Below are 19233 nucleotides of genomic sequence, written 5' to 3' on the forward strand. Positions count from 1 at the left end.
AAGACAAACTAAAGAGGTACACGTGTCAAAAAAACTACTATTAAATTTTGCGCTTATTTTTACGAGTTGCCTGGCTTCATTTACGGTTAAAGCTCAGGAAGCGGTATTGCTTTCTGGTAAAATTACTAATGACTCTATAGATCACGAGTATTTACATGTGCTTAATCTCACACTGCAAAAAGGTACAATTACAAACGAGCAGGGTGGGTTTTCAATTCCTGCACGCGTTAATGATACACTGTATATTTCTGCAATTCAATTTAAGCCTAAAGAGCTTGTGGTCACTGCGCAGATTCTGGAGCGAAATTATCTGCAAGTTGAGCTCGAAACAAATATCACCGAATTAGAAGATGTAAATATTAGTGATATTGACTTAAGCGGTAGGTTAGGGGATGATATGAATATTCCTAAGGTAGAAAAACCCTTTAATCCAGCAGACGCCGGTTTGCCGGTTTATAAAGGGCCTATTCTTACACAGGAAGAACGCCGTTTATATACAGCTACGCATTCTGGTGGTGGGATTATTCCTGTAGGCGCTGTTATAAATGCAATTTCGGGGCGTACTAAAATGCTTAAAAAACAAGTAGCGTTATCGAGGATGGAAATTAAGGTTCAGAAAGCACGAAATCTTGTCGCAGACAGTACCTATATCTATCAATTAAATATCCCTGCGCGCTATATAGATGATTTTGCCCATTATGTCTTTATGGATCAAAATGAAAATCTTAGAATTGCTTCCGAAGAGAATCCGCTATCTTTAATAGAGCTTCTTATTGCTCAGGCACCACAGTATCTTCGATTTAAAGAACTAGATGGTGCAGGAGTTAAAAAAGAAGATTAATTTTTTTGGAACGTGATTTGCGTTAATTGATCTAAAAAGCAGCTCATCCTCTTTTAAAGTTTTAATTTTAAAAAATCTATGAAAAAATTAATTGGTATTCTTCTCGTGGCCTTACCGCTAATGGCGGCAAGCGCTCATAAATATTATTTTAGTGTTACTCAGGCAGACTATGATACAAATTCTAAGTCTATAAAAATGGTTACCCGCGTTTTCTATGATGATTTAGAAAAGGTGTTTCAAGAACGATACGACCCGTCTATTAAGGTTGATAAATCTTACGATCAAAAGAAATTAGACGGATATATTCAAAAATATTTTAAGCAAAAGCTTATAGTTAAGGTCAATGGGAAAGAGCAAGAGCTGCACTACCTGGGTCATAAAGATGAAGTAGATTATGTGGTTTGTTTTATCGAAATAAAGGAAGTGACAAATCCTAAATCTATAGAAATTGAAAATACGTTATTGATGGATCTGTTTCCTGATCAGAAAAATGTCGTGCATTTGCACGTAGGTTCAACTAAAAAAAGCTTTCTGTTAAACCGAGAAAATGATAAAGCAATGTTAAAACTTTCTGAATAATATATTAACATTTACCTAATCTTTACTTTTATACCATACACAAGCACAAATCGATTATATAATTTATGAAACAAATCAAGTACACACTATTTAGTTTGATGTTTCTGGCAGTTTCTGCGGGCTTTGCACAGGATACACCGGCTAAAGAAGAAAGACAGGCAGGTCATACAAACACAAACAAGTTTAGACAACTTTATAATGAGTTTGCCACGCCTAACCAATACCGCACGGCTTCTGGAGCTCCGGGACCTGCATATTATCAAAATGAAGCCGATTATGAGATTAAAATCGAGCTTAATGATGAGAACCAAACCATAAGTGGCTACGAGACGATTACTTATAAGAATAATTCACCAGACCGTTTAGAATACCTTTGGGTTCAGTTAGATCAAAACATACGTAAAAAAGATTCTCCTGCTTTAGAAAAAGATGGAAGTGGTATGGCTCCTGTAAATCAACCAGCTTCTATTGTAAGTAGCTATATGAAAGAACCATTTGATGGTGGTTTTAATATTCTTGAAGTAAGTCAAAATGGCAAGCCGTTAAAGCACACAGTTAATTTTACAATGATGCGTGTAGAGATGCCGCAGCCATTAAAGCCGGGTGAAGAGTTTGAATTCAGCGTAAAATGGAATTTCAATATTGTAGAACATACTGTAGACAGAGCACGTTCGGGTTACGAGAGCTTCCCTGACGGAAACAAAAACTATGTGATCGCACAATTTTTTCCTAGAATGTGTGTGTACAATGATGTAGAAGGCTGGCAGAATTACCAGTTCTGGGGTAATGGTGAATTTGCACTTCCTTTTGGTGATTATGATGTAGAAATTACAGTACCTGCAGATCATTTATTAGATGGTACCGGTGAATTAACTAACCGTAAAGAGGTTTATTCTAAAGAAATGATGAACCGCTGGGAGCAGGCTCAAAAGAGTTATGATAAGCCAGTACTCATTAGAACCCAGGCAGAAGCTGTTGAGATCGAAAAAGGACGCAGCACTCAAAAGAAAACTTGGAAATTACATGCTGACAATGTGCGTGACTTTGCGTTTACATCTTCTCGTAAATATATAATGGATGCGCAGGCAGTTAAGTTTCCTAAGGGAGATGTAATGGCTATTTCTATTTATCCTAAAGAAGGGAATCCACTTTGGGAAGAGTATTCTACTAAAGCGGTTGTACAAACCCTTAAGTCGTATTCAAGAATGACTTTTGACTATCCTTATCCAAAAGCAATTTCTGTACACGGTCAAAATCAGGGGATGGAGTATCCTATGATTTGCTGGAACTACGGTCGTCCTAATGAAGATGGTTCGTACAGCGACCGTACAAAATTTGGTATGATAAGCGTAATTATACACGAGGTAGGTCATAACTTTTTCCCAATGATCGTAAATAGCGATGAGCGTCAGTGGGGATGGATGGATGAAGGGATTAATACCTTTGTACAATATGTTGCTGAGCAGGATTTTGGTGAAAATTTTCCAGAAGCTATAGCTCCTAATTCAAAATATCCTTCACGTAGAGGAGAGCCTTCTAAAATCACCGGTTATATGGGTGGTGATCAAAACTTCATTTCTCCTATAATGTCTAATCCTGAGAATGTATATCAATTAGGGAATAACGCCTACGGAAAGCCTGCAACTGCTCTTAATATTTTGAGAGAGACAGTAATGGGTCGTGATTTATTTGATTATTCATTCAAAACCTACGCACACCGTTGGATGTTTAAACACCCAACCCCTGAAGATTTCTTCCGTACGATGGAAGATGCTTCTGCAGTTGATTTAGACTGGTACTGGAGAGGTTGGTTCTATTCTACTGAAAATGTAGATATGGGTGTAGAAAGTGTAAAATCATATTATTTAACAAATAAACCTACAGCAGCAGGTAAAGAATTACTTAGTCGTTATGGCGCAGACCCTGCAAATGTTGATGCTGTTTATGTAGTTGAAGAAGGCGGAGAAGATTATGACGCCGCAATGAAAGGTAAAGGAATGCTAGAAAATGCTCCTAACCTTAATGAATTTATGATGGACAACTTTACGCCGGCAGAACGGGCTAAGCTTAAAACTCCTAAACATTTTTACGCAGTAAAATTCAATAAGCCGGGAGGTATACCTATGCCTATTATTGTTGAGTACAGCTACGCAGATGGTTCTAAAGAAAAAGTAACCTACCCTGTGCAAGTGTGGCGTAAAAATGATGCTGAGGTAACTAAGGTTTTAGCTACAGATAAAGAACTTATAGGGGTTCAATTAGACCCTAATTTAGAAACTGCAGATGTAGATTTAAGTAATAACAGCTGGCCAAAACAAGAGCCTAAAAGCGAATTTGACAGCTTTAAAGAGGGTTCTGAAGATTAATTAATTTTAAGAATTTATTACAACTAAAAAGCCGGTGATCTTTCACCGGCTTTTCAATTTTCCCCATATATTTGTAGGACTATGAATATACCATTTTTTATTAGCGGCGCAGAAATAGGCTTTATCGTTTTTATCATTGTAATGGTATTTGGCGCAGATAAGGTTCCTGATATTGCAAGAGGTCTGGGCAAGGGTATGCGTACGTTAAAAGACGCTACAAATGACATTAAGACTGAAATTACCAAAAGCGCAGACAAACAAGGCATCAATACAGATATCGCTAAGGATGTTAAGAAAGAAATAGATGATGCTAAAAAGCATATCAATGAAATTACGGGCAGTGTAAAGCGTAATTTATAAATCTATTGAATAGGTACTTTGCTTAAACGAAGTAAAATGCCAACACCGTGAAGGACTCGTAAAAGTTTTAAATAATTAGGATTGTCAAAAAATTTATGAGTTATTATTCAGAAATTAGTAATATCTTCATATCAAATTCAATAATAACTAATTGCCATTTTAAAAAGTGATATTGCTTTGTAAGATTGATGTATCACTTTTAAAATATTTTACCACGTGTTAATTATTAAATCCCGTCTTTCAAGATGGGATTTTTTTTCGGCTAATGGTAAGTCCATCCCTAATGGTAAGAAGCACTGTCTCCAGACGAGAATCTTCCGCGAGTAATTTATTATACTCTAGAAGTGCGCGTGTAGAAACATCCTTAGGATTAAGCTCTTCAATAACCTTACCGCTCCACAAGACATTGTCTGATAGCAAAATTCCACCGGGTTTAATTCGATCTACAATAAGATCAAAATACGCGGGATAATTGGGTTTGTCTGCATCTATAAAAACAAGGTCAAACTGTTCTTCAAGCGATGGTATGATATCTAAAGCAGGCCCTAAATGTTGTTTAATATTTTCTGAATACTCAGAAGCGTCAAAGTATTTTTTCTGAAAATCTACGAGTTCTTCATTAACATCTATGGTATGCAAAATACCGTCGTGTTGTAACCCTTCTGCAAGGCATAAAGCTGAATAACCTGTATAAGTGCCTATTTCTAAAATAACTTTAGGATTTACCAGTTTTGAAATCATACTTAAAATGCGCCCCTGATAATGTCCACTAAGCATACGTGGTTGTACAACTTTTTGGTAGGTTTCCCGGGTTAGCTCTTTTAGCAGTGGTGGTTCTTTTTCAGAATGTGCCACGGCATAGTCATCGAGTTCTTCAGAAATAAAATGCATAGTGTCTAATCTTCTTCTAAACCTTCAACGACCTCGTCATCGTGAAGCATTTTTCGGGTTTCTTGTTTTACAAGATCTAACTTTTCGTGCAATGTCATACTCGCTGTAAACTTTCCGTCGTGAATGAGGTTTAAAATGGCCTTATCCTGCACACGGCCGCGACGCATAGCTTCAGAATAGCGTAAATCTTCTCTAAATGTCACCAGCGAATATTTAGAGAAATATTCTTTGGGAAATTCTGTTTCAAATGCGATTTCCAGTTTACGTTTCTCCTGAAAAATAGGTCTGGCGGTGTGGGCTTTCATCTCGTGAAAGTTATCTACAGCAAGATCTGCAATAGCATCTGTATCTTCTTTGCGCTCTTCCTGATAAGCCTTAAATACAGCTTTCCAATCGCCCTGATGTAGATCTAGATACTTGTCTAGTACATGAATATCTTCAAAGGCAGAGTTCATACCCTGGCCGTAAAAAGGTACAATCCCGTGCGCGGCATCACCCAGCAATAAAACTTTTCCGTAGGCGTGCCAAGGAGAACATTTTATAGTGCCTAATGGGGATGTGGGGTTTTGTGCAAACTCTTCTAAAAGATTAGGCATCAAAGCGAGCGCATCAGGGAACTCTCTTTCAAAATAATCTTTGATTGCAGCGGCTGTATTTAAACTTTCAAAACTGTCTTTGCCTTCTTCCCAGGATAAGAATAATGTTACTGTAAAACTCCCGTCAAGGTTGGGGAGAGCAATCATCATATCTTTACCTCTTGGCCAGATGTGCAACGCATTTTTTTCTACAAGAAATCCACCATCTGCCGCAGGCGGAAATGATAATTCTTTATAACCGTGGGTTAAAAAATCCTGACCATAACTAAATAAAAATTTGCGATGATCTAGCATGCTTTTGCGCAATGCAGAGCCCACACCGTCTGCTCCCATAACCACATCTGCGGTATATTGAGTTGTGATATGTGTTTTGTAATCTTCAAAACTTGCCTTTCCCGTTTCTAAATCTACACCGGTACACTTTTGATTAAAATGCATTGTAATCCCGGGCATGTTATCACATTCGTCAAGAAGCATAATGTTGAGGTCTTCTCGCGAAATAGAGTTTATATATTCGTGACTCCTTCCGCTATATGGGCTCATAAAAAGTTGACCATCTGTACTGTGTATCATACGCCCCTTCATAGGGATGCAAAGCGGTAAGACTTTATCTTCAAGTCCTGCCAGGCGTAAGCCTTTCATCCCACGATCTGAAAATGCCAGATTAATAGAACGCCCAGAATCTACAATTTCCTCGCGTAGATCAGGACGTTTTTCCATGAGCGTAACTTTATAACCACGCTGCGCCATGCGTAATGCAAGTAGTGAACCGCAAAGTCCTGCGCCTATTACTAATATATGTTCTTGATTTTTCAAAAGTGGCTTGTTAATGGGCAGTCTTTTAAAACGACCGTTTATTTTTTAGCTAAAAGTTCTTTTAATCTTTGGGTCATTTCAAATACATCTTCAAAGCTGTTGTATAGTGGGGCAGGAGCTACACGTATCACATCTGGCTCTCTCCAATCACAAATAATACCTGCCTGCATAAAACCATCATGCATACTCTTATCTGCATTTTTTACCTGTATAGATAACTGGCAACCGCGCTCGTCTGGGCTTGAAGGCGTTAAAATAGCTATACGATCATCATTTAAATCCTTGATAAGGAATTCTAAATAGCCTGTAATTTTTCTTGATTTTGCACGTATGTTTTGAAATCCTGCTTCTGCAAAAATCTCTAATGATGCCCGTATAGGTGCCATAGAAAGTATAGGCGGATTGCTCAACTGCCACCCTTCTGCACCTTCAATAGGATCAAAATCGACACGCATATTAAAACGGCTGTCCATTTTATGTCCCCACCAGCCAGTAAAACGAGGTATATCTTTATTATTTGCGTGACGCTCGTGCACAAAACAGCCTCCTATTGCTCCCGGGCCGCTATTTAAATATTTATAAGTACACCAGACTGCAAAGTCAGGACCGTTATCGTGAAGGTCTGCGTCTATGTTACCTACACCGTGAGCAAGGTCAAAGCCTACTTTGCAGCCATATTTATGACCTAATTGGGTAATCTCTTTAATCGGGTATTTTTGCCCGGTGTAGTAATTAGAATTACCTATCATAACCAGGGCAATCTCTTCTCCATGCTCGGCCATTAACGCTTCAAGATCTTCAAAACGGCATAAATGTTCTCCCGGTCGTGGTTTCCACAATACTAAGGAGCTCTCCGGGTCAAAACCTTTTTCTTTTATTTGAGATTTTACAGCATAACTATCTGAAGGAAAAGCGTCACTCTCAATTAAAATTTTATGACGTGTAGCAGTAGGTCTGTAGAAAGATACCATCATCAAATGTAAATTTGTTGAAAGCGTATTCATTATTACCACCTCACCAGGTTTTGCGCCTACAATATCTGCCATAGGTTTGGTAAGAATTTCGTGGTATTCCGTCCACGGCACTTTCGCTTTAAAATGACCTTCTACAGCTATTTCTGCCCAGTTGTCTAGCTCTTCTGCGACATAATTGCGTGCCTTTTTAGGCTGAAGTCCTAACGAGTTTCCGCAGAGGTAAATGAGGTTTTTGCCATTTTCATCTTTTGGAAGATTAAATTTCTCCCGAAAGTGTGCTAACGGATCTTCTGCATCAGCCTGTTTTGCGTAGGCTAACGAGTTTTTAAACGTATTTTTTTCTTTCTCTAACATAGACTGTAAAAATAGCAATTAAAATACTTTTACGCGGTGCTTAGATTTTTGGTATTTTGTGGGATTGTAAATAAAACTATGCTATGAAAGCGCTTCGCCTTGTTTTTAGTACTATGAGATACTTTACTCCAGTATTTCTGTTTGCAACTTTGAATATAATTTTTGGCACCTGGGCGATATATATCCCTGAAATTACAGCGAAGCTTCAAATAAGTGAGGGTAAATTAGGCTTTGCCGTTTTCTTTATGGCGTTAGGAACTCTAGCGACGATTCCCTTTGTACCTAGAATTATTAAATTTCTTGAATTAGGAAAAGCAATTATGGTTGCCGTTAGTGGTTTTTGTATCGTTTTTATAGGTCCGTTTTTAGCACCTACCTATGTACTTTTGTGTGTCTCTCTTTTTGCAGTCGGTATTTTTTCGGGCTTGATGGACGTTACTATAAACACGCTGGTTACCGAAATCGAAAAAAGAGATAAGGTACATTTTATGTCGGTATCTCACGGTTTTTTTAGTTTAGGCGGAATGCTAGGCGCCGGTATAGGCACGTTGCTAATACCTTATATAAAATTACCTTGGTATCATATGGCCGGAGTAATCGTGCTCATGATAATCATAAACTTTTCAATGCGTAAAAATTATATGCATTTAAAAGCAGTAAAAGAGGGCGGTGAGACACATTTTAAGCTAAAAAATTTAAGGCCATTAGTAGGTCTGTCAATCATAGGTTTTTTAGTAATGGCAGCAGAAGGAGCAATTGTAGATTGGAGTGCACTATATCTGGAAAAGGTAACCTTTGCAGCAATAACTCTTGTGGGAATGGGCTATACTATATTTAATGGGATGATGGCCTTAGGTAGATTTTTTGGCGATAGCATCAGTTCAAAATATGGGTCGAGGCTTATTATGATTGCAGGATGTTTTACAGCGACCCTGGGTTTTAGTCTGGTATTAAGTGCAGAAACTTCGCCAGCATTAGTAGGTTTTGGATTTGTAGGTTTAGGGCTATCTCTGGTTGTCCCCGAACTGTTTAGATACAGCGGAAATTTAAAAGGCATCAATGCAGCCGAAGGAATTAGTTTTATTGCAGGAACGGGTTTTGTGGGCTTATTACTAGGGCCTGTATTTCTGGGCTTTCTGGCGGAAACATTTAATCTTAAAGGAAGCTTTATAGCTTTATTACTATTTACATTTCTAGCAGGAATCGTAGCAATCACATTAAAACGACATAAAAAAGCTTAATAAACTGATTTAAATAGCACAGTAGACTAACTGAAATAAGCAAGATTGTTTCTTAGCGTGAAGGATAGTAGCAGATAGCCCACAGCTGCTGTTGAGCCTCATGCGAAACAGTAGTGAGGACTAGAAGCGTATAGCCTGACCCGAAGGGACACGCCCAAATTTTTAATAAACGCAATTGGGTACTGAGTTACCGTGTAAAAAAAAAGCCACCTGATGTTCAGATGGCTTTAAACTTTTAAATACGAATTGTTTACTCTTCGGTTTTTACAGCGATATCTGTAAAATACAAGTGTACAGCGTCTTCAGGAGCCTTGTGATCTGATGCGATTTTTAAACCCTTATAATCGTTATAATCTTCCCAGGTAGTTACCATTGAAAATTCTGAAACATTACCTCTGCGATAAATCCACTCACGTACCATAAACGTATCATCGTAGAAAAAATCATAAGCATCTCCAGGGGTGTAGCCGCCCTCATCGCCATACGTAATCGTGATTTTTTTCAAAAGTTGCTTGCTCATTGGGGCAGTGGCAGTGTCCTGTACCGTTAGATTTGTCCCTTCATTATCCCATACTAAATGCATAGGAGCTAATAGCCAGTACGCATCGTTTATAAAGCCTTTATCTGCATTCATAGCAAGACTATCTACACTTTTACGGTTGTAATTAATAGTGTCTTCGGGGCTCATCATGGTAACATCGTCTGTCTTTGGATTCCATTTCCAGGCGCGTGCAAAATGACTGTCACCGCGGTCAACGTTAAAAGTAAATTGCAATTCTGAAACCTTATCCCAATTTTCTAAACCGCTAGCCTCAGCAATTTTATAAGCAACCTCTTGCTCTGGAGTACGTTCTTCTTGAATAGCTTGTGTTTCAATAGTGTTTTCTGAAACTTCAGTTTTTGTTTCTGTTTTACAAGAAACTAATGCAGCAACTGCTACAAGAGTAAGTAATATTTTTTTCATAGTAACTTAGTTTAAGTTGCAAAAATACAAACGTTTCCGTTAGGTTTTACGTAGTGATTCTTTATTTAGAGCGGTAATCAAATGTGTGCTAATACCACCCTAAGCGGTAAGTTTTTGGCATTTTTCCGACTATATAGCAGTAATTAGAAATACTCTTAAACCCTAAATTTGAACGTAAATCTTAATCTTAAAAAGATGAAAACGATACTTCACAAAGCAGATACTCGTGGTGATGCTAATCACGGATGGTTACACAGCAAACACTCATTTAGTTTTGCAAATTATTACAATCCTGAACGTATGAATTTTGGCGTTCTACGTGTTTTAAATGATGATCAGGTAAGCGGCGGAATGGGTTTTGGTACCCACCCGCATCAAAATATGGAAATCATTTCTATACCGCTTTCTGGTGATTTAGAACACAAAGACAGTATGGGAAATACGACGGTGATTAAAGAAGGAGATATACAGGTGATGAGTGCAGGCACCGGCGTGCAGCATAGTGAGTATAACAAAAATAAAGATGAAACTGTAAAGTTTCTACAGATTTGGGTGATCCCAAATCAACACAATGTTGAGCCACGTTACGATCAAATAACGCTTGATAAAGCAGATCGTAAAAACAAACTGCAGCAGGTTCTTTCGCCCAATAAAGATGATGCAGGAGTTTGGGTCTATCAGGATGCATGGTTCAATATGGTTGATTTGGAAGCCGGAAAATCGGTTACATATGATTTTAATAAAAAAGGCAATGGTCTTTATATTTTTGTATTGGAAGGAAGCATTACCGCAGATGATCAAAAATTAGAGCGCAGAGATGCTTTAGGTGTTCTGGAGACTAATGCTGTAACGCTTACCGCTTCTGAAAATGCTTCGGTATTGTTGATGGAGGTGCCTATGCAATTGAGTTAAATTATCGAATTCTGAAAATTTGACAGTCTTTTTTTGAGCGAGAGCTTTCCGGGTTTAATTGGTATTTTTTTTGTTTGGCATAAGCCAAAACTATTAATTAAACCTTATAATTATGGAAACACCAATTGAGTTAGAGTTAGTAGGAAAAAAAGATGATATGTACGTCCTAAAATATCCGGGTTTGCATGTTCCCATCAATGTAAATTTTGAACTTTTAGAAAAGTTTAGAAAAAGTACCGAATACATTGTAAAGGAATCTCCTACATTTCTCAAGAATCAAGAAAATCCCTGGATGGGAAATACATCACCCGACAGCATTAGGGCATAAACTTACGCAAAAAAAGAGATGGTTTACCGTCTCTTTTTTAATTTCAAAATCACTACAACGATATCTTAAGAAAAACGGTTCTAGTTTTACAATTTTAATAACATCTCAAAGCCAATTTGTTGCAGAATCAAGCCTTAATTTTGCAAACGCAAAGCCCGTTATGACAAAACGCTATACTACATCTTCTCGCAATTTAATTGTACTCATTCTGGGTACACTCATCGCTATTGGCCCTTTTTCTATAGATATGTATTTGCCCGGTTTTGAAAACGTGGCTTCAGATTTTAATGTAGACATTAGTAAAGTAGGATACACTCTTACGAGTTATCTTATAGGTATCGCTTTAGGGCAGTTAGCGTATGGGCCTTTAATGGATAGATTTGGAAGAAGAAGACCCCTTATAGGAGGGATAATCTTATTTATAGTTTCTTCATTAATCTGTGCATTTAGCTGGGAGCTAGAAATTCTTGTTATTGCCCGCTTTTTTATGGCTCTCGGGGGTTGTGCTGGCATGGTTGCATCAAAAGCAATGGTGCGGGATTTGTTTGAAAAAAAGCAGGTAGCAGATGTATTGTCTACGCTGATGTTAATTATGGGCGTAGCTCCCATAATCGCGCCTACAGTAGGAGGTCTCGTAATAGGAGCTTTTGACTGGGAAGCCGTATTTTTTATATTAGCTGGTTTTGCAGTTGTGATGTTGTTATTAATCACCTACATACTCCCAGAAAGTGCGAAGCCCAATAAAGGAACAAGTTTACGACCCAAGAAAATACTTTCAGAGTACCTATCAATATTAAAAAATAGAGAGTTTTTTATTTTTGCAATGACTCGTGGATTTTCGTTGGGAGCTTTGCTAAGCTATGTAAGTAGTGCACCTTTTATATTTATGACATTTTTCGGCTTGTCTGAGCAGCAATTTGGTTGGGTTTTTGGAAGCAATGCACTAGGTTTAATCTTAGGTAGTCAAATTAATAGGCTAGCACTTAGAAAATTTTCACTTTTTAATATTGCATTAAGTATAAGTGTTGCGCTTACTCTATTAACCTTTTCTGGTCTTATAGTAAGTAGTATTGTGGGTGTTCATTTTTGGATTATCTATCCATTTTTATTTATGATGTTGTTCTGTATAGGATTTCAAAATCCTAACACCACGGCGCTTTCCTTAGATCCCTTTACAATACAGGCCGGTAGTGCGTCTGCTCTGGTAGGAAGTATAGGGATGATTTTTGGGTCAATTGCAAGTATTGCAGTCTCACAATTAGTAACGGTTGGGGTAATGCCGTTACTATATTTGCTCTTTACGTGTGCTTTGTGTAGTATGCTACTTATATTTTATTACAAGCGAAAAATGCTTAACAGTGCTGTGAAAGCATAATTAGTATGGTATTCATTTTTTTGAGATTTTAATGTTGAGGTATAATTTTCTAATACGTTGAGAGTTATACTAAATAACATCAAAAATTTAGGCGTAAAATTTCTAAAGTGCCTATTTTGCAAAAAAACCAACTAAAATGAATCTTCGAGTAATTACCCCTATAATTATACTTTTTCTTTCTTTATTTACTGCCAATGCGCAGAAAACCTATGATATAGGTTTGTATTTAGGGGGTACAAATTATATTGGAGAAATAGGAAATAAAAGTTACCTGGCGCCTAATCGTGGCTTTTTCGGAGTGGTGGGAAAGCTCAATTTTAATGAAAAAATTGCGCTTCGCGGAAGTTTTACCTATATGAACTTGCATGATAACGACCGTGACGCAAAAGATACTTTCCGCGGAAACGGAAGAGGTGAGAATCTGTATTATTCTTTTGATAATACAAACTTAGAAGGAACCCTTGCCCTTGAATACACTCCTTTTCAGTTATTTTTAGATTCTACATTGCCTATTTCTCCCTATGTATATACAGGCTTTTCTATTTTGTATGGAGATGAATTGTATTACCCCTTAAGTGCGGGGAACGAAGACGTAGTAGCCATAGATTATGGAAATAAGACTAAAACCGCAATACCGGTAGGGTTGGGACTAAAAGCTTTTGTGTCTCCTAAAATTCAGGTGGGTATCGAGTTTACAATGCATTTAAGTTCTACAGACAATCTAGATGGTACCGAGCCAGAACCTCAGGAGCTTGAGCCTAATCGAATGAGTTACTTTCAGAAAAATGATATTTATAATTATCTGGGCTTAACGCTTACCTATCGCTTAGGCAAAGGTGGCGATGATTATTGCGATTGTAATTTATAATTAAGTATTTTTTAAGCAATCCCGGCTCAATCTTACCACCCGGCAAGAGTATATTTGCGCTATGGCTCGAGGACTCGATAGTATTTCAGATAAGAAAAAAACAAATGTACGGGCGTCGTTTCAGGCACTGCGCTTTATCCCCAGATTTTTTAAAGAAATTTGGAATGTTAGTCCGCAATTATTTCTTGTAAATCTTATATGTCGTCTCATTAATGCATTTGCACCTGTAGTTATTTTATGGGTAGGAAAGCTAATCATAGATGAGATTATTGCTCAGGTTGCCGCTGCCCAGCCAGATTACACCCAGCTATGGAATTATGTAATACTTGAATTTGTAATCGCTGTTGTTTCAGATATTATAAGTAGAGTTATTGCAATTACAGATGGCTTACTGGGCGATAAATACAACATCAGATCTTCAGAAACGATGATTCGCAAAACCAGCGAGATCGATATGAGTCAGTTAGAAGACTCAGAATTCTATGATAAACTGGAGCGTGCCAGACAGCAAACACAAGGTCGTGTAGGCCTAATGAGCAATGCATTAGGACAGGCACAAAGCGTTATTTCTATAGCCACACTTATTGCGGGATTGATCTATTTTGAACCCTTACTAATTGTATTACTTGCGTTGAGTATTATTCCTTTATTTGTCAATGAAATCAGATTTAGCGGACAGCAATATTCGTTATCAAGAAGCTGGACGACAGAACGCCGTGAGCTCGATTACCTAAGATACATAGGAGCAAATGACAAGACTGCTAAAGAAATAAAACTCTTTGGTCTAACAGATTTTATCGCTAATCGTTTTAGAAATCTGAGCGAGCGCTATTATGATATCAACAAAAAAATTACCGTTAAGCGCAGTGTCTATAGCGCTATTTTTAATATTTTGGGAGTGGTGTGCTATTATGGGGCGTACATTGTCATTATTAGAAGTGTGCTGGTAGGGGAGATTAGCATTGGTGAGTTAACCTTTTTATCAGCTTCTTTTAACAGATTGCGTAATAGCTTACAAACCTTCTTTTCAAACTTTACGCGTATCACAGAAAGCGCACTGTATCTAAAAGATTATTTTGACTTTGTAGATCTGGTAATTCCAGATCAAGACAAAGTATTTTTAGAGTTACCATTAGAAATTAAAGAGGGATTTGAATTAAAAGATGTTCATTTTGCATATCCCGGTAGCGAGACTGAAGTTTTAAAAGGAGTTAGTTTTAAGCTTAAAGCAGGCGAGAAAATGGCTTTTGTGGGGCAAAATGGTGCAGGAAAAACAACCTTAATTAAATTAATGCTTCGGTTTTATGAGCCTACACAAGGTGCAATTCTTTTAGACGGTATTAATATTAATGAGTACAACAAAGCTGAATTTCAGCAGATGTTTGGCGTTATATTTCAGGATTTTTTCAGGTATGAATTTACGCTACGCGAAAACATTGCAGTAGGCGATATATTAGCCGTTAAAGATGATAGTCGTATTCAAAATGCGGCACAGCTAAGTTTGGCAACCGAAGTAATTAAAGATTTAAAAAACGGTTACGAAACTCAATTAGGTAAGCGATTTAAACAAGGTCAGGAACTTTCTGGCGGCCAATGGCAAAAGGTAGCTTTAGCACGAGCCTATATGAAAGATGCACGTGTTATGGTTTTAGATGAGCCTACTTCTGCACTAGATGCGAAGGCAGAATATGAAGTTTTTGAACGTTTTATAGACCTTACTAAAGGAAAAACCAGTATCATAATTTCACATCGCTTTAGCACGGTACGAATGGCTGACCGAATTCTGGTTTTAGAAGACGGTCAGATTCTTGAATTAAGTACTCACGAAGAGCTTATGCAAGCTCCTAAACTCTATGCAGAGTTATTTGATTTGCAGGCACAGGGTTATAAATAATCTATAAGGCGTTTGCACTTAAGCCGCCATCTACAATAATATTTTGGCCGGTTATGTATGATGCTTTATCCATTGCTAAAAAGGCAATAGCACTTGCCATTTCTTCAGGTTCTGCAACACGATTTAAAGGTGTGCGCTCAATGATTTTTGCAATGCGAGATTCATTATCCAGTACTTCAGTGGTAAGAGGTGTACGCGTATACCAGGGTGACACACTATTAACGCGAATATTATGCTCAGCCCATTCTGAAGCTAGACTGCGGGTTTGCTGCAACAATCCTGATTTTGACATCGCATAGGGAGCACCACTTTTTACGTCTTGACTACCTGCTACCGAGGCAATATTTATAACCGAAGCTTTCCCGGAACGTTTAAGCAGTGCATAAAATTTACGGGTTAGCTCAAAAGGAGCAATAAGGTTTATTTCTAAAATTTTTCGGTATTCTTCGGGCTCATAGTGCGTGGCATCTTTTCTAATGTTTATTCCTGCATTATTTACTAAAATATCAAGACTTCCGCTACGTTCAAAAACAAAATCAGTAAGTCGATCCTGATCATCTTCTATACTTACGTCTGATACAATACCATTACAGATGTAACTGTGTTCCTGCAATTCACTTTCAAAATCATCTATATCTTTTTGACTGCGTGAGGTGAAGATTACTTTTGCGCCTAAACTCAAAAGCTCTTTTACTGTAGCTCTACCAATGCCTTTAGTGCCACCGGTAACTAATGCTGTTTTTCCATCTAAATTCCACATAAAAATCAATTTTTTGGATAGTAAAAATACAAAGCTACATTGGGATACGTGTCTAATTTTAATGCAGATTCTTTTTTAAAGTTCATAAAAAAGACCGCTATATAGCGGTCTTAAATTTTATCTTTTTATTGAAATTATAGGATTTCTAGAAATCAAAATTATCAGGATCTGGTCCTATACGCTCATCGCGATCAAGTGCATTTATTTTTTTCATATCTAAATCTGAAAGCTCAAAATCAAAAACATTACTATTGCTTATTATATGCTCTTTTGAGGTTGATTTAGGAATGGTAATCACACCATTTTGTAAATCCCATCTTACTACTATTTGAGCTGGTGACTTACCATATTTCTCGCCTAATTCTATTAAAGTTTCATTTTCAAAGACTTTTCCCTGCATTAGAGGTGACCAGGCCTCATATTGAATGTCATTTTGTTTACAAAAATCCTGAAGTTCACTTTGAATCAACCATGGGTGAAACTCAAGTTGATCTACCATAGGTTTAATTTCGGCATCTTTCATCAAATCTTCTAAATGATGTTTTAGAAAATTACTTACCCCTATAGCTTTAATTTTTCCTTCTTTATATAAATCTTCAAGCGCTCTCCAGGTTTCTTTATATTTTCCTTCAACTGGCCAATGTATTAGATATAAGTCTAAATAATCTGTATCTAAACGTTTTAAAGAGTCATTAAATGCCTGTATCGTAGAATCATAACCCTGATCGTCATTCCAAACTTTACTCGTTAGAAAAATGTCTTTGCGATTTACCTTGCTTTCTTTTATAGCTTTGCCAACTCCTTCCTCATTTTCATAGGCCTTTGCAGTATCTATATGACGATAACCCGCTTCTAAAGCCCATTTTACAGCATTAATGACTTCTTCACCATCATCTGCTTTGTAAACACCTAAACCTACATAAGGCATTTTATAACCGTTATGTAATTTCCATGTTCCACTTAGGCTTTCTATTGTTCTTGTATTGGTGTCTGTGCTCATAACTTTTATTTTTTTGCTAAATTAAAAGACAGACTGTGTATTCTATGAACCTTTAACGCCTGTTAACGCTAGAGTGTTAAGAGTTTTTAAATGAATGCGTAAGATTAGTGCAAAAAAAAATCTGCACGTTAGTACAGATTTTTTTAGTCTTTAGATTTAAACTAATCTACTGCATCTTCAACAGCATCTCCTACATCATCTGCAGCGTCTTCAATTTTGTCTCCTGTAGTTTCACGACAACTATGTAAAGTTGTAGCTAGTAAACCAGCAGTAAAAAGCATCAAAAAAATACGTTTCATAAGTATAGAATTATTGGTTAAAGTTAAATTACAGGCGTCTTCCTGTAGCCAGCTTATATAATATTGCAATTACGGCGAGTACAAGTAAGATATGTATTAGACTTCCTACAGATTCTGCAAAGCCAAAATACCCCACTAGCCATCCTATAATAAGGATCACAATGATAAGCCAAATGATATCTTTCATAATAATATAAATATTGGTTAGTGATATAAAAGTAATTTTTTTGAAATATATAATGTCTTTGCTTAACAGTGAATTAACGCAGGATTTAAAAATTTTGGGGATTATTTATGATATCCTCCGCCCGGTTTATGATTTTTTCAAGCTCTGCAGGCTGAATTTTTTCTAATAATCGCAACATCATTTTCATTCTGAAGTTTTCAGCAAAGTGTTCTTTCTTTTTACTTAAAAAATTCCAGTATAAACTATTAAACGGGCAGGCATCTTCTTCGGTTTTGTGATTTACATTGTAATGACAATCTTTACAATAGGTACTCATCTTATTTATGTAACTGCCACTTGAGATGTAAGGTTTTGTAGCAACAATCCCACCATCTGCAAATTGACTCATGCCACGGGTATTTGTGATTTCTACCCATTCTATAGCATCAATATAAATACCGAGGTACCAGGCGTCAACCTCGTCAGGATGAGTCTGCGTTAACAATGCATAATTGCCGGTAATCATTAAACGCTGTATGTGATGCGCATAGGCGTGATCTAAACTTTGTTTGATACTGTGGTGTAAACAGTTCATTTTAGTATCTGCATTCCAGTAGAAATCGGGTAGTTTATTTTGATTGTCGAGTTTGTTTTTTGTGGCGTATTCGGGCATTTTCATCCAGTAAATGCCACGCATATATTCTCGCCATCCTAAAATTTGACGTACAAAACCTTCTACCTGACTTATGTCTATATCTTCTTTATGCTCACGCCAGTGATCTATTACCTTCTCAATTACTTCTAAAGGATCTATAAGTTTGGTGTTGAGTGCAAAACTAAGTCTGCTGTGAAAAAGATAGGCTTCATTAGGGGCCATAGCATCTTGATAATCGCCAAAATGTTTTAATAAATTTTCACAGAAATAATTAAGAACGCTTAATGCATCTGATCTTGAGGTAGGCCAGTTAAAATTAGTAGCCTCAACAGCTCCCATTGTTTTAACTTCAGCCTTTTTAATACGCCTTAGAGTTTGTGTTACATCTTTTCTAAAGCCGCGCTCGTGTGGTATTACGGGATCTCCTTTCAACTTGTTACGGTTACTTTGGTCAAAGTTCCATTTGCCGCCTTCAGGATCTTTATCTGTTGTCATTAAAATGGAATACTTCTTACGCATGTCGCGGTAGAAATATTCCATCGTAAACGTTTTTTTACCTTTAAAGAATTGTTCGAGATCTGTGCGGGAGGTTAAGAAATGCTCTGTATTAAAAGTTTCTGATTCTATACTGAGTTCTGAAGCAATTTTTGTGAGTTGTTGATCTAGTCTATACTCATCTGGAAGCTGATACTCAAACTTATCAATTTCATGAGCTTTGATAAGCGCTTTAATATTTTCTGAAAGATTTTGAGAATTGTCTGGGTGATCAAGCTTATAGAAAATGACCAGATTACCCCGTTCTTCTAGCCAATTTGCAAAATTGCGCATCGACTCAAAAAAAGCAATAACTTTTTGAATATGATGGGTGACATAATCTGTTTCCTGGCGCATTTCGGCCATAAAATAAATCACATCTTTAGAATCGTCTTTATACCACGAGTGTTTGTGGTTAAGTTGATCGCCTAAAACTAAACGTAGTTTTTTCAAAATAGAT

Annotated in this window: 19 protein-coding genes; 10 read left to right on the top strand and 9 right to left on the bottom strand. The window is 37.1% G+C overall.

The window, feature by feature from the left end; all coding sequences use genetic code 11:
• The first annotated feature begins 22 nt into the window (after nucleotides 1-22).
• From P164_RS17610 to P164_RS17625, 4 genes are all read left to right on the top strand, one after another.
• On the top strand, nucleotides 23-841 hold the full coding sequence (locus P164_RS17610) for a hypothetical protein (protein WP_051621395.1): 819 nt from the start codon (nucleotides 23-25) through the stop codon (nucleotides 839-841).
• Nucleotides 842-919: 78 nt separating this feature from the next.
• Nucleotides 920-1420, top strand: coding sequence for a DUF6702 family protein (locus P164_RS17615; protein WP_028377638.1), 501 nt, complete (start codon nucleotides 920-922; stop codon nucleotides 1418-1420).
• A gap of 65 nt (nucleotides 1421-1485) precedes the next feature.
• Complete coding sequence (locus P164_RS17620) at nucleotides 1486-3786, top strand: M1 family metallopeptidase (RefSeq protein ID WP_028377639.1); 2301 nt, start codon at nucleotides 1486-1488, stop codon at nucleotides 3784-3786.
• An 81-nt stretch (nucleotides 3787-3867) separates the two neighbouring features.
• Nucleotides 3868-4146 carry a twin-arginine translocase TatA/TatE family subunit gene (locus tag P164_RS17625; protein WP_028377640.1) on the top strand — a complete coding sequence of 93 codons (279 nt, stop codon included), beginning with the start codon at nucleotides 3868-3870 and terminating at the stop codon, nucleotides 4144-4146.
• Between the two features lie 240 nt (nucleotides 4147-4386).
• Here the strand turns inward: P164_RS17625 and P164_RS17630 are convergent, their stop codons facing one another.
• The 3 genes from P164_RS17630 to kynU are packed head-to-tail and all read right to left on the bottom strand — an operon-like array spanning nucleotide 4387 to nucleotide 7777.
• Nucleotides 4387-5037: an O-methyltransferase gene (locus P164_RS17630; RefSeq protein WP_028377641.1), complete on the bottom strand. Its 651-nt coding sequence runs from the start codon at nucleotides 5035-5037 to the stop codon at nucleotides 4387-4389.
• Between the two features lie 5 nt (nucleotides 5038-5042).
• On the bottom strand, nucleotides 5043-6449 hold the full coding sequence (locus P164_RS17635) for an FAD-dependent oxidoreductase (RefSeq protein ID WP_028377642.1): 1407 nt from the start codon (nucleotides 6447-6449) through the stop codon (nucleotides 5043-5045).
• Between the two features lie 38 nt (nucleotides 6450-6487).
• On the bottom strand, nucleotides 6488-7777 hold the full coding sequence (gene kynU, locus P164_RS17640; RefSeq protein ID WP_028377643.1) for a kynureninase: 1290 nt from the start codon (nucleotides 7775-7777) through the stop codon (nucleotides 6488-6490).
• A gap of 83 nt (nucleotides 7778-7860) precedes the next feature.
• Here kynU and P164_RS17645 point away from each other — a divergent pair, with 83 nt between their 5' ends.
• Nucleotides 7861-9018, top strand: a complete 1158-nt coding sequence (locus P164_RS17645) for an MFS transporter (RefSeq protein WP_028377644.1) — start codon at nucleotides 7861-7863, stop codon at nucleotides 9016-9018.
• Nucleotides 9019-9268: 250 nt separating this feature from the next.
• Here the strand turns inward: P164_RS17645 and P164_RS17650 are convergent, their stop codons facing one another.
• Nucleotides 9269-9982, bottom strand: a complete 714-nt coding sequence (locus P164_RS17650) for a hypothetical protein (RefSeq protein WP_028377645.1) — start codon at nucleotides 9980-9982, stop codon at nucleotides 9269-9271.
• A gap of 195 nt (nucleotides 9983-10177) precedes the next feature.
• Between P164_RS17650 and P164_RS17655 the strand changes: the two genes are divergently transcribed.
• From P164_RS17655 to P164_RS17675, 5 genes are all read left to right on the top strand, one after another.
• The gene (locus tag P164_RS17655) at nucleotides 10178-10894 is read left to right on the top strand and encodes a pirin family protein (protein WP_028377646.1); all 717 of its coding nucleotides are present in this window, start codon (nucleotides 10178-10180) and stop codon (nucleotides 10892-10894) included.
• A gap of 112 nt (nucleotides 10895-11006) precedes the next feature.
• On the top strand, nucleotides 11007-11222 hold the full coding sequence (locus P164_RS17660; protein ID WP_028377647.1) for a hypothetical protein: 216 nt from the start codon (nucleotides 11007-11009) through the stop codon (nucleotides 11220-11222).
• 160 nt (nucleotides 11223-11382) lie between these two features.
• The gene (locus P164_RS17665; RefSeq protein WP_028377648.1) at nucleotides 11383-12597 is read left to right on the top strand and encodes a multidrug effflux MFS transporter; all 1215 of its coding nucleotides are present in this window, start codon (nucleotides 11383-11385) and stop codon (nucleotides 12595-12597) included.
• 136 nt (nucleotides 12598-12733) lie between these two features.
• The gene (locus P164_RS17670; protein WP_028377649.1) at nucleotides 12734-13465 is read left to right on the top strand and encodes a DUF6089 family protein; all 732 of its coding nucleotides are present in this window, start codon (nucleotides 12734-12736) and stop codon (nucleotides 13463-13465) included.
• Nucleotides 13466-13526: 61 nt separating this feature from the next.
• Nucleotides 13527-15359 carry an ABC transporter ATP-binding protein gene (locus P164_RS17675; protein WP_028377650.1) on the top strand — a complete coding sequence of 611 codons (1833 nt, stop codon included), beginning with the start codon at nucleotides 13527-13529 and terminating at the stop codon, nucleotides 15357-15359.
• A 1-nt stretch (nucleotide 15360) separates the two neighbouring features.
• On the opposite strand, the gene P164_RS17680 is transcribed toward P164_RS17675, so the two are convergent.
• The 5 genes from P164_RS17680 to P164_RS17695 all read right to left on the bottom strand — a co-directional run bounded on the left by P164_RS17680 (nucleotide 15361) and on the right by P164_RS17695 (nucleotide 19226).
• Entirely contained in the window at nucleotides 15361-16119 is a 759-nt protein-coding gene (locus P164_RS17680; RefSeq protein WP_028377651.1) for an SDR family oxidoreductase, read from the bottom strand.
• 145 nt (nucleotides 16120-16264) lie between these two features.
• Nucleotides 16265-17119 (bottom strand): aldo/keto reductase, encoded by an 855-nt coding sequence (locus tag P164_RS17685; RefSeq protein ID WP_051621396.1) that lies wholly within the window; start codon nucleotides 17117-17119, stop codon nucleotides 16265-16267.
• A 161-nt stretch (nucleotides 17120-17280) separates the two neighbouring features.
• Nucleotides 17281-17418 carry a hypothetical protein gene (locus P164_RS18850; RefSeq protein WP_199907798.1) on the bottom strand — a complete coding sequence of 46 codons (138 nt, stop codon included), beginning with the start codon at nucleotides 17416-17418 and terminating at the stop codon, nucleotides 17281-17283.
• A gap of 28 nt (nucleotides 17419-17446) precedes the next feature.
• Nucleotides 17447-17605, bottom strand: a complete 159-nt coding sequence (locus tag P164_RS17690) for a lmo0937 family membrane protein (protein WP_117434326.1) — start codon at nucleotides 17603-17605, stop codon at nucleotides 17447-17449.
• Between the two features lie 85 nt (nucleotides 17606-17690).
• Nucleotides 17691-19226 (bottom strand): cryptochrome/photolyase family protein, encoded by a 1536-nt coding sequence (locus P164_RS17695; RefSeq protein WP_028377653.1) that lies wholly within the window; start codon nucleotides 19224-19226, stop codon nucleotides 17691-17693.
• Between the last annotated feature and the right edge of the window lie 7 nt (nucleotides 19227-19233).

It is taken from the genome of Leeuwenhoekiella sp. MAR_2009_132, assembly GCF_000687915.1.
Classification (GTDB): domain Bacteria; phylum Bacteroidota; class Bacteroidia; order Flavobacteriales; family Flavobacteriaceae; genus Leeuwenhoekiella.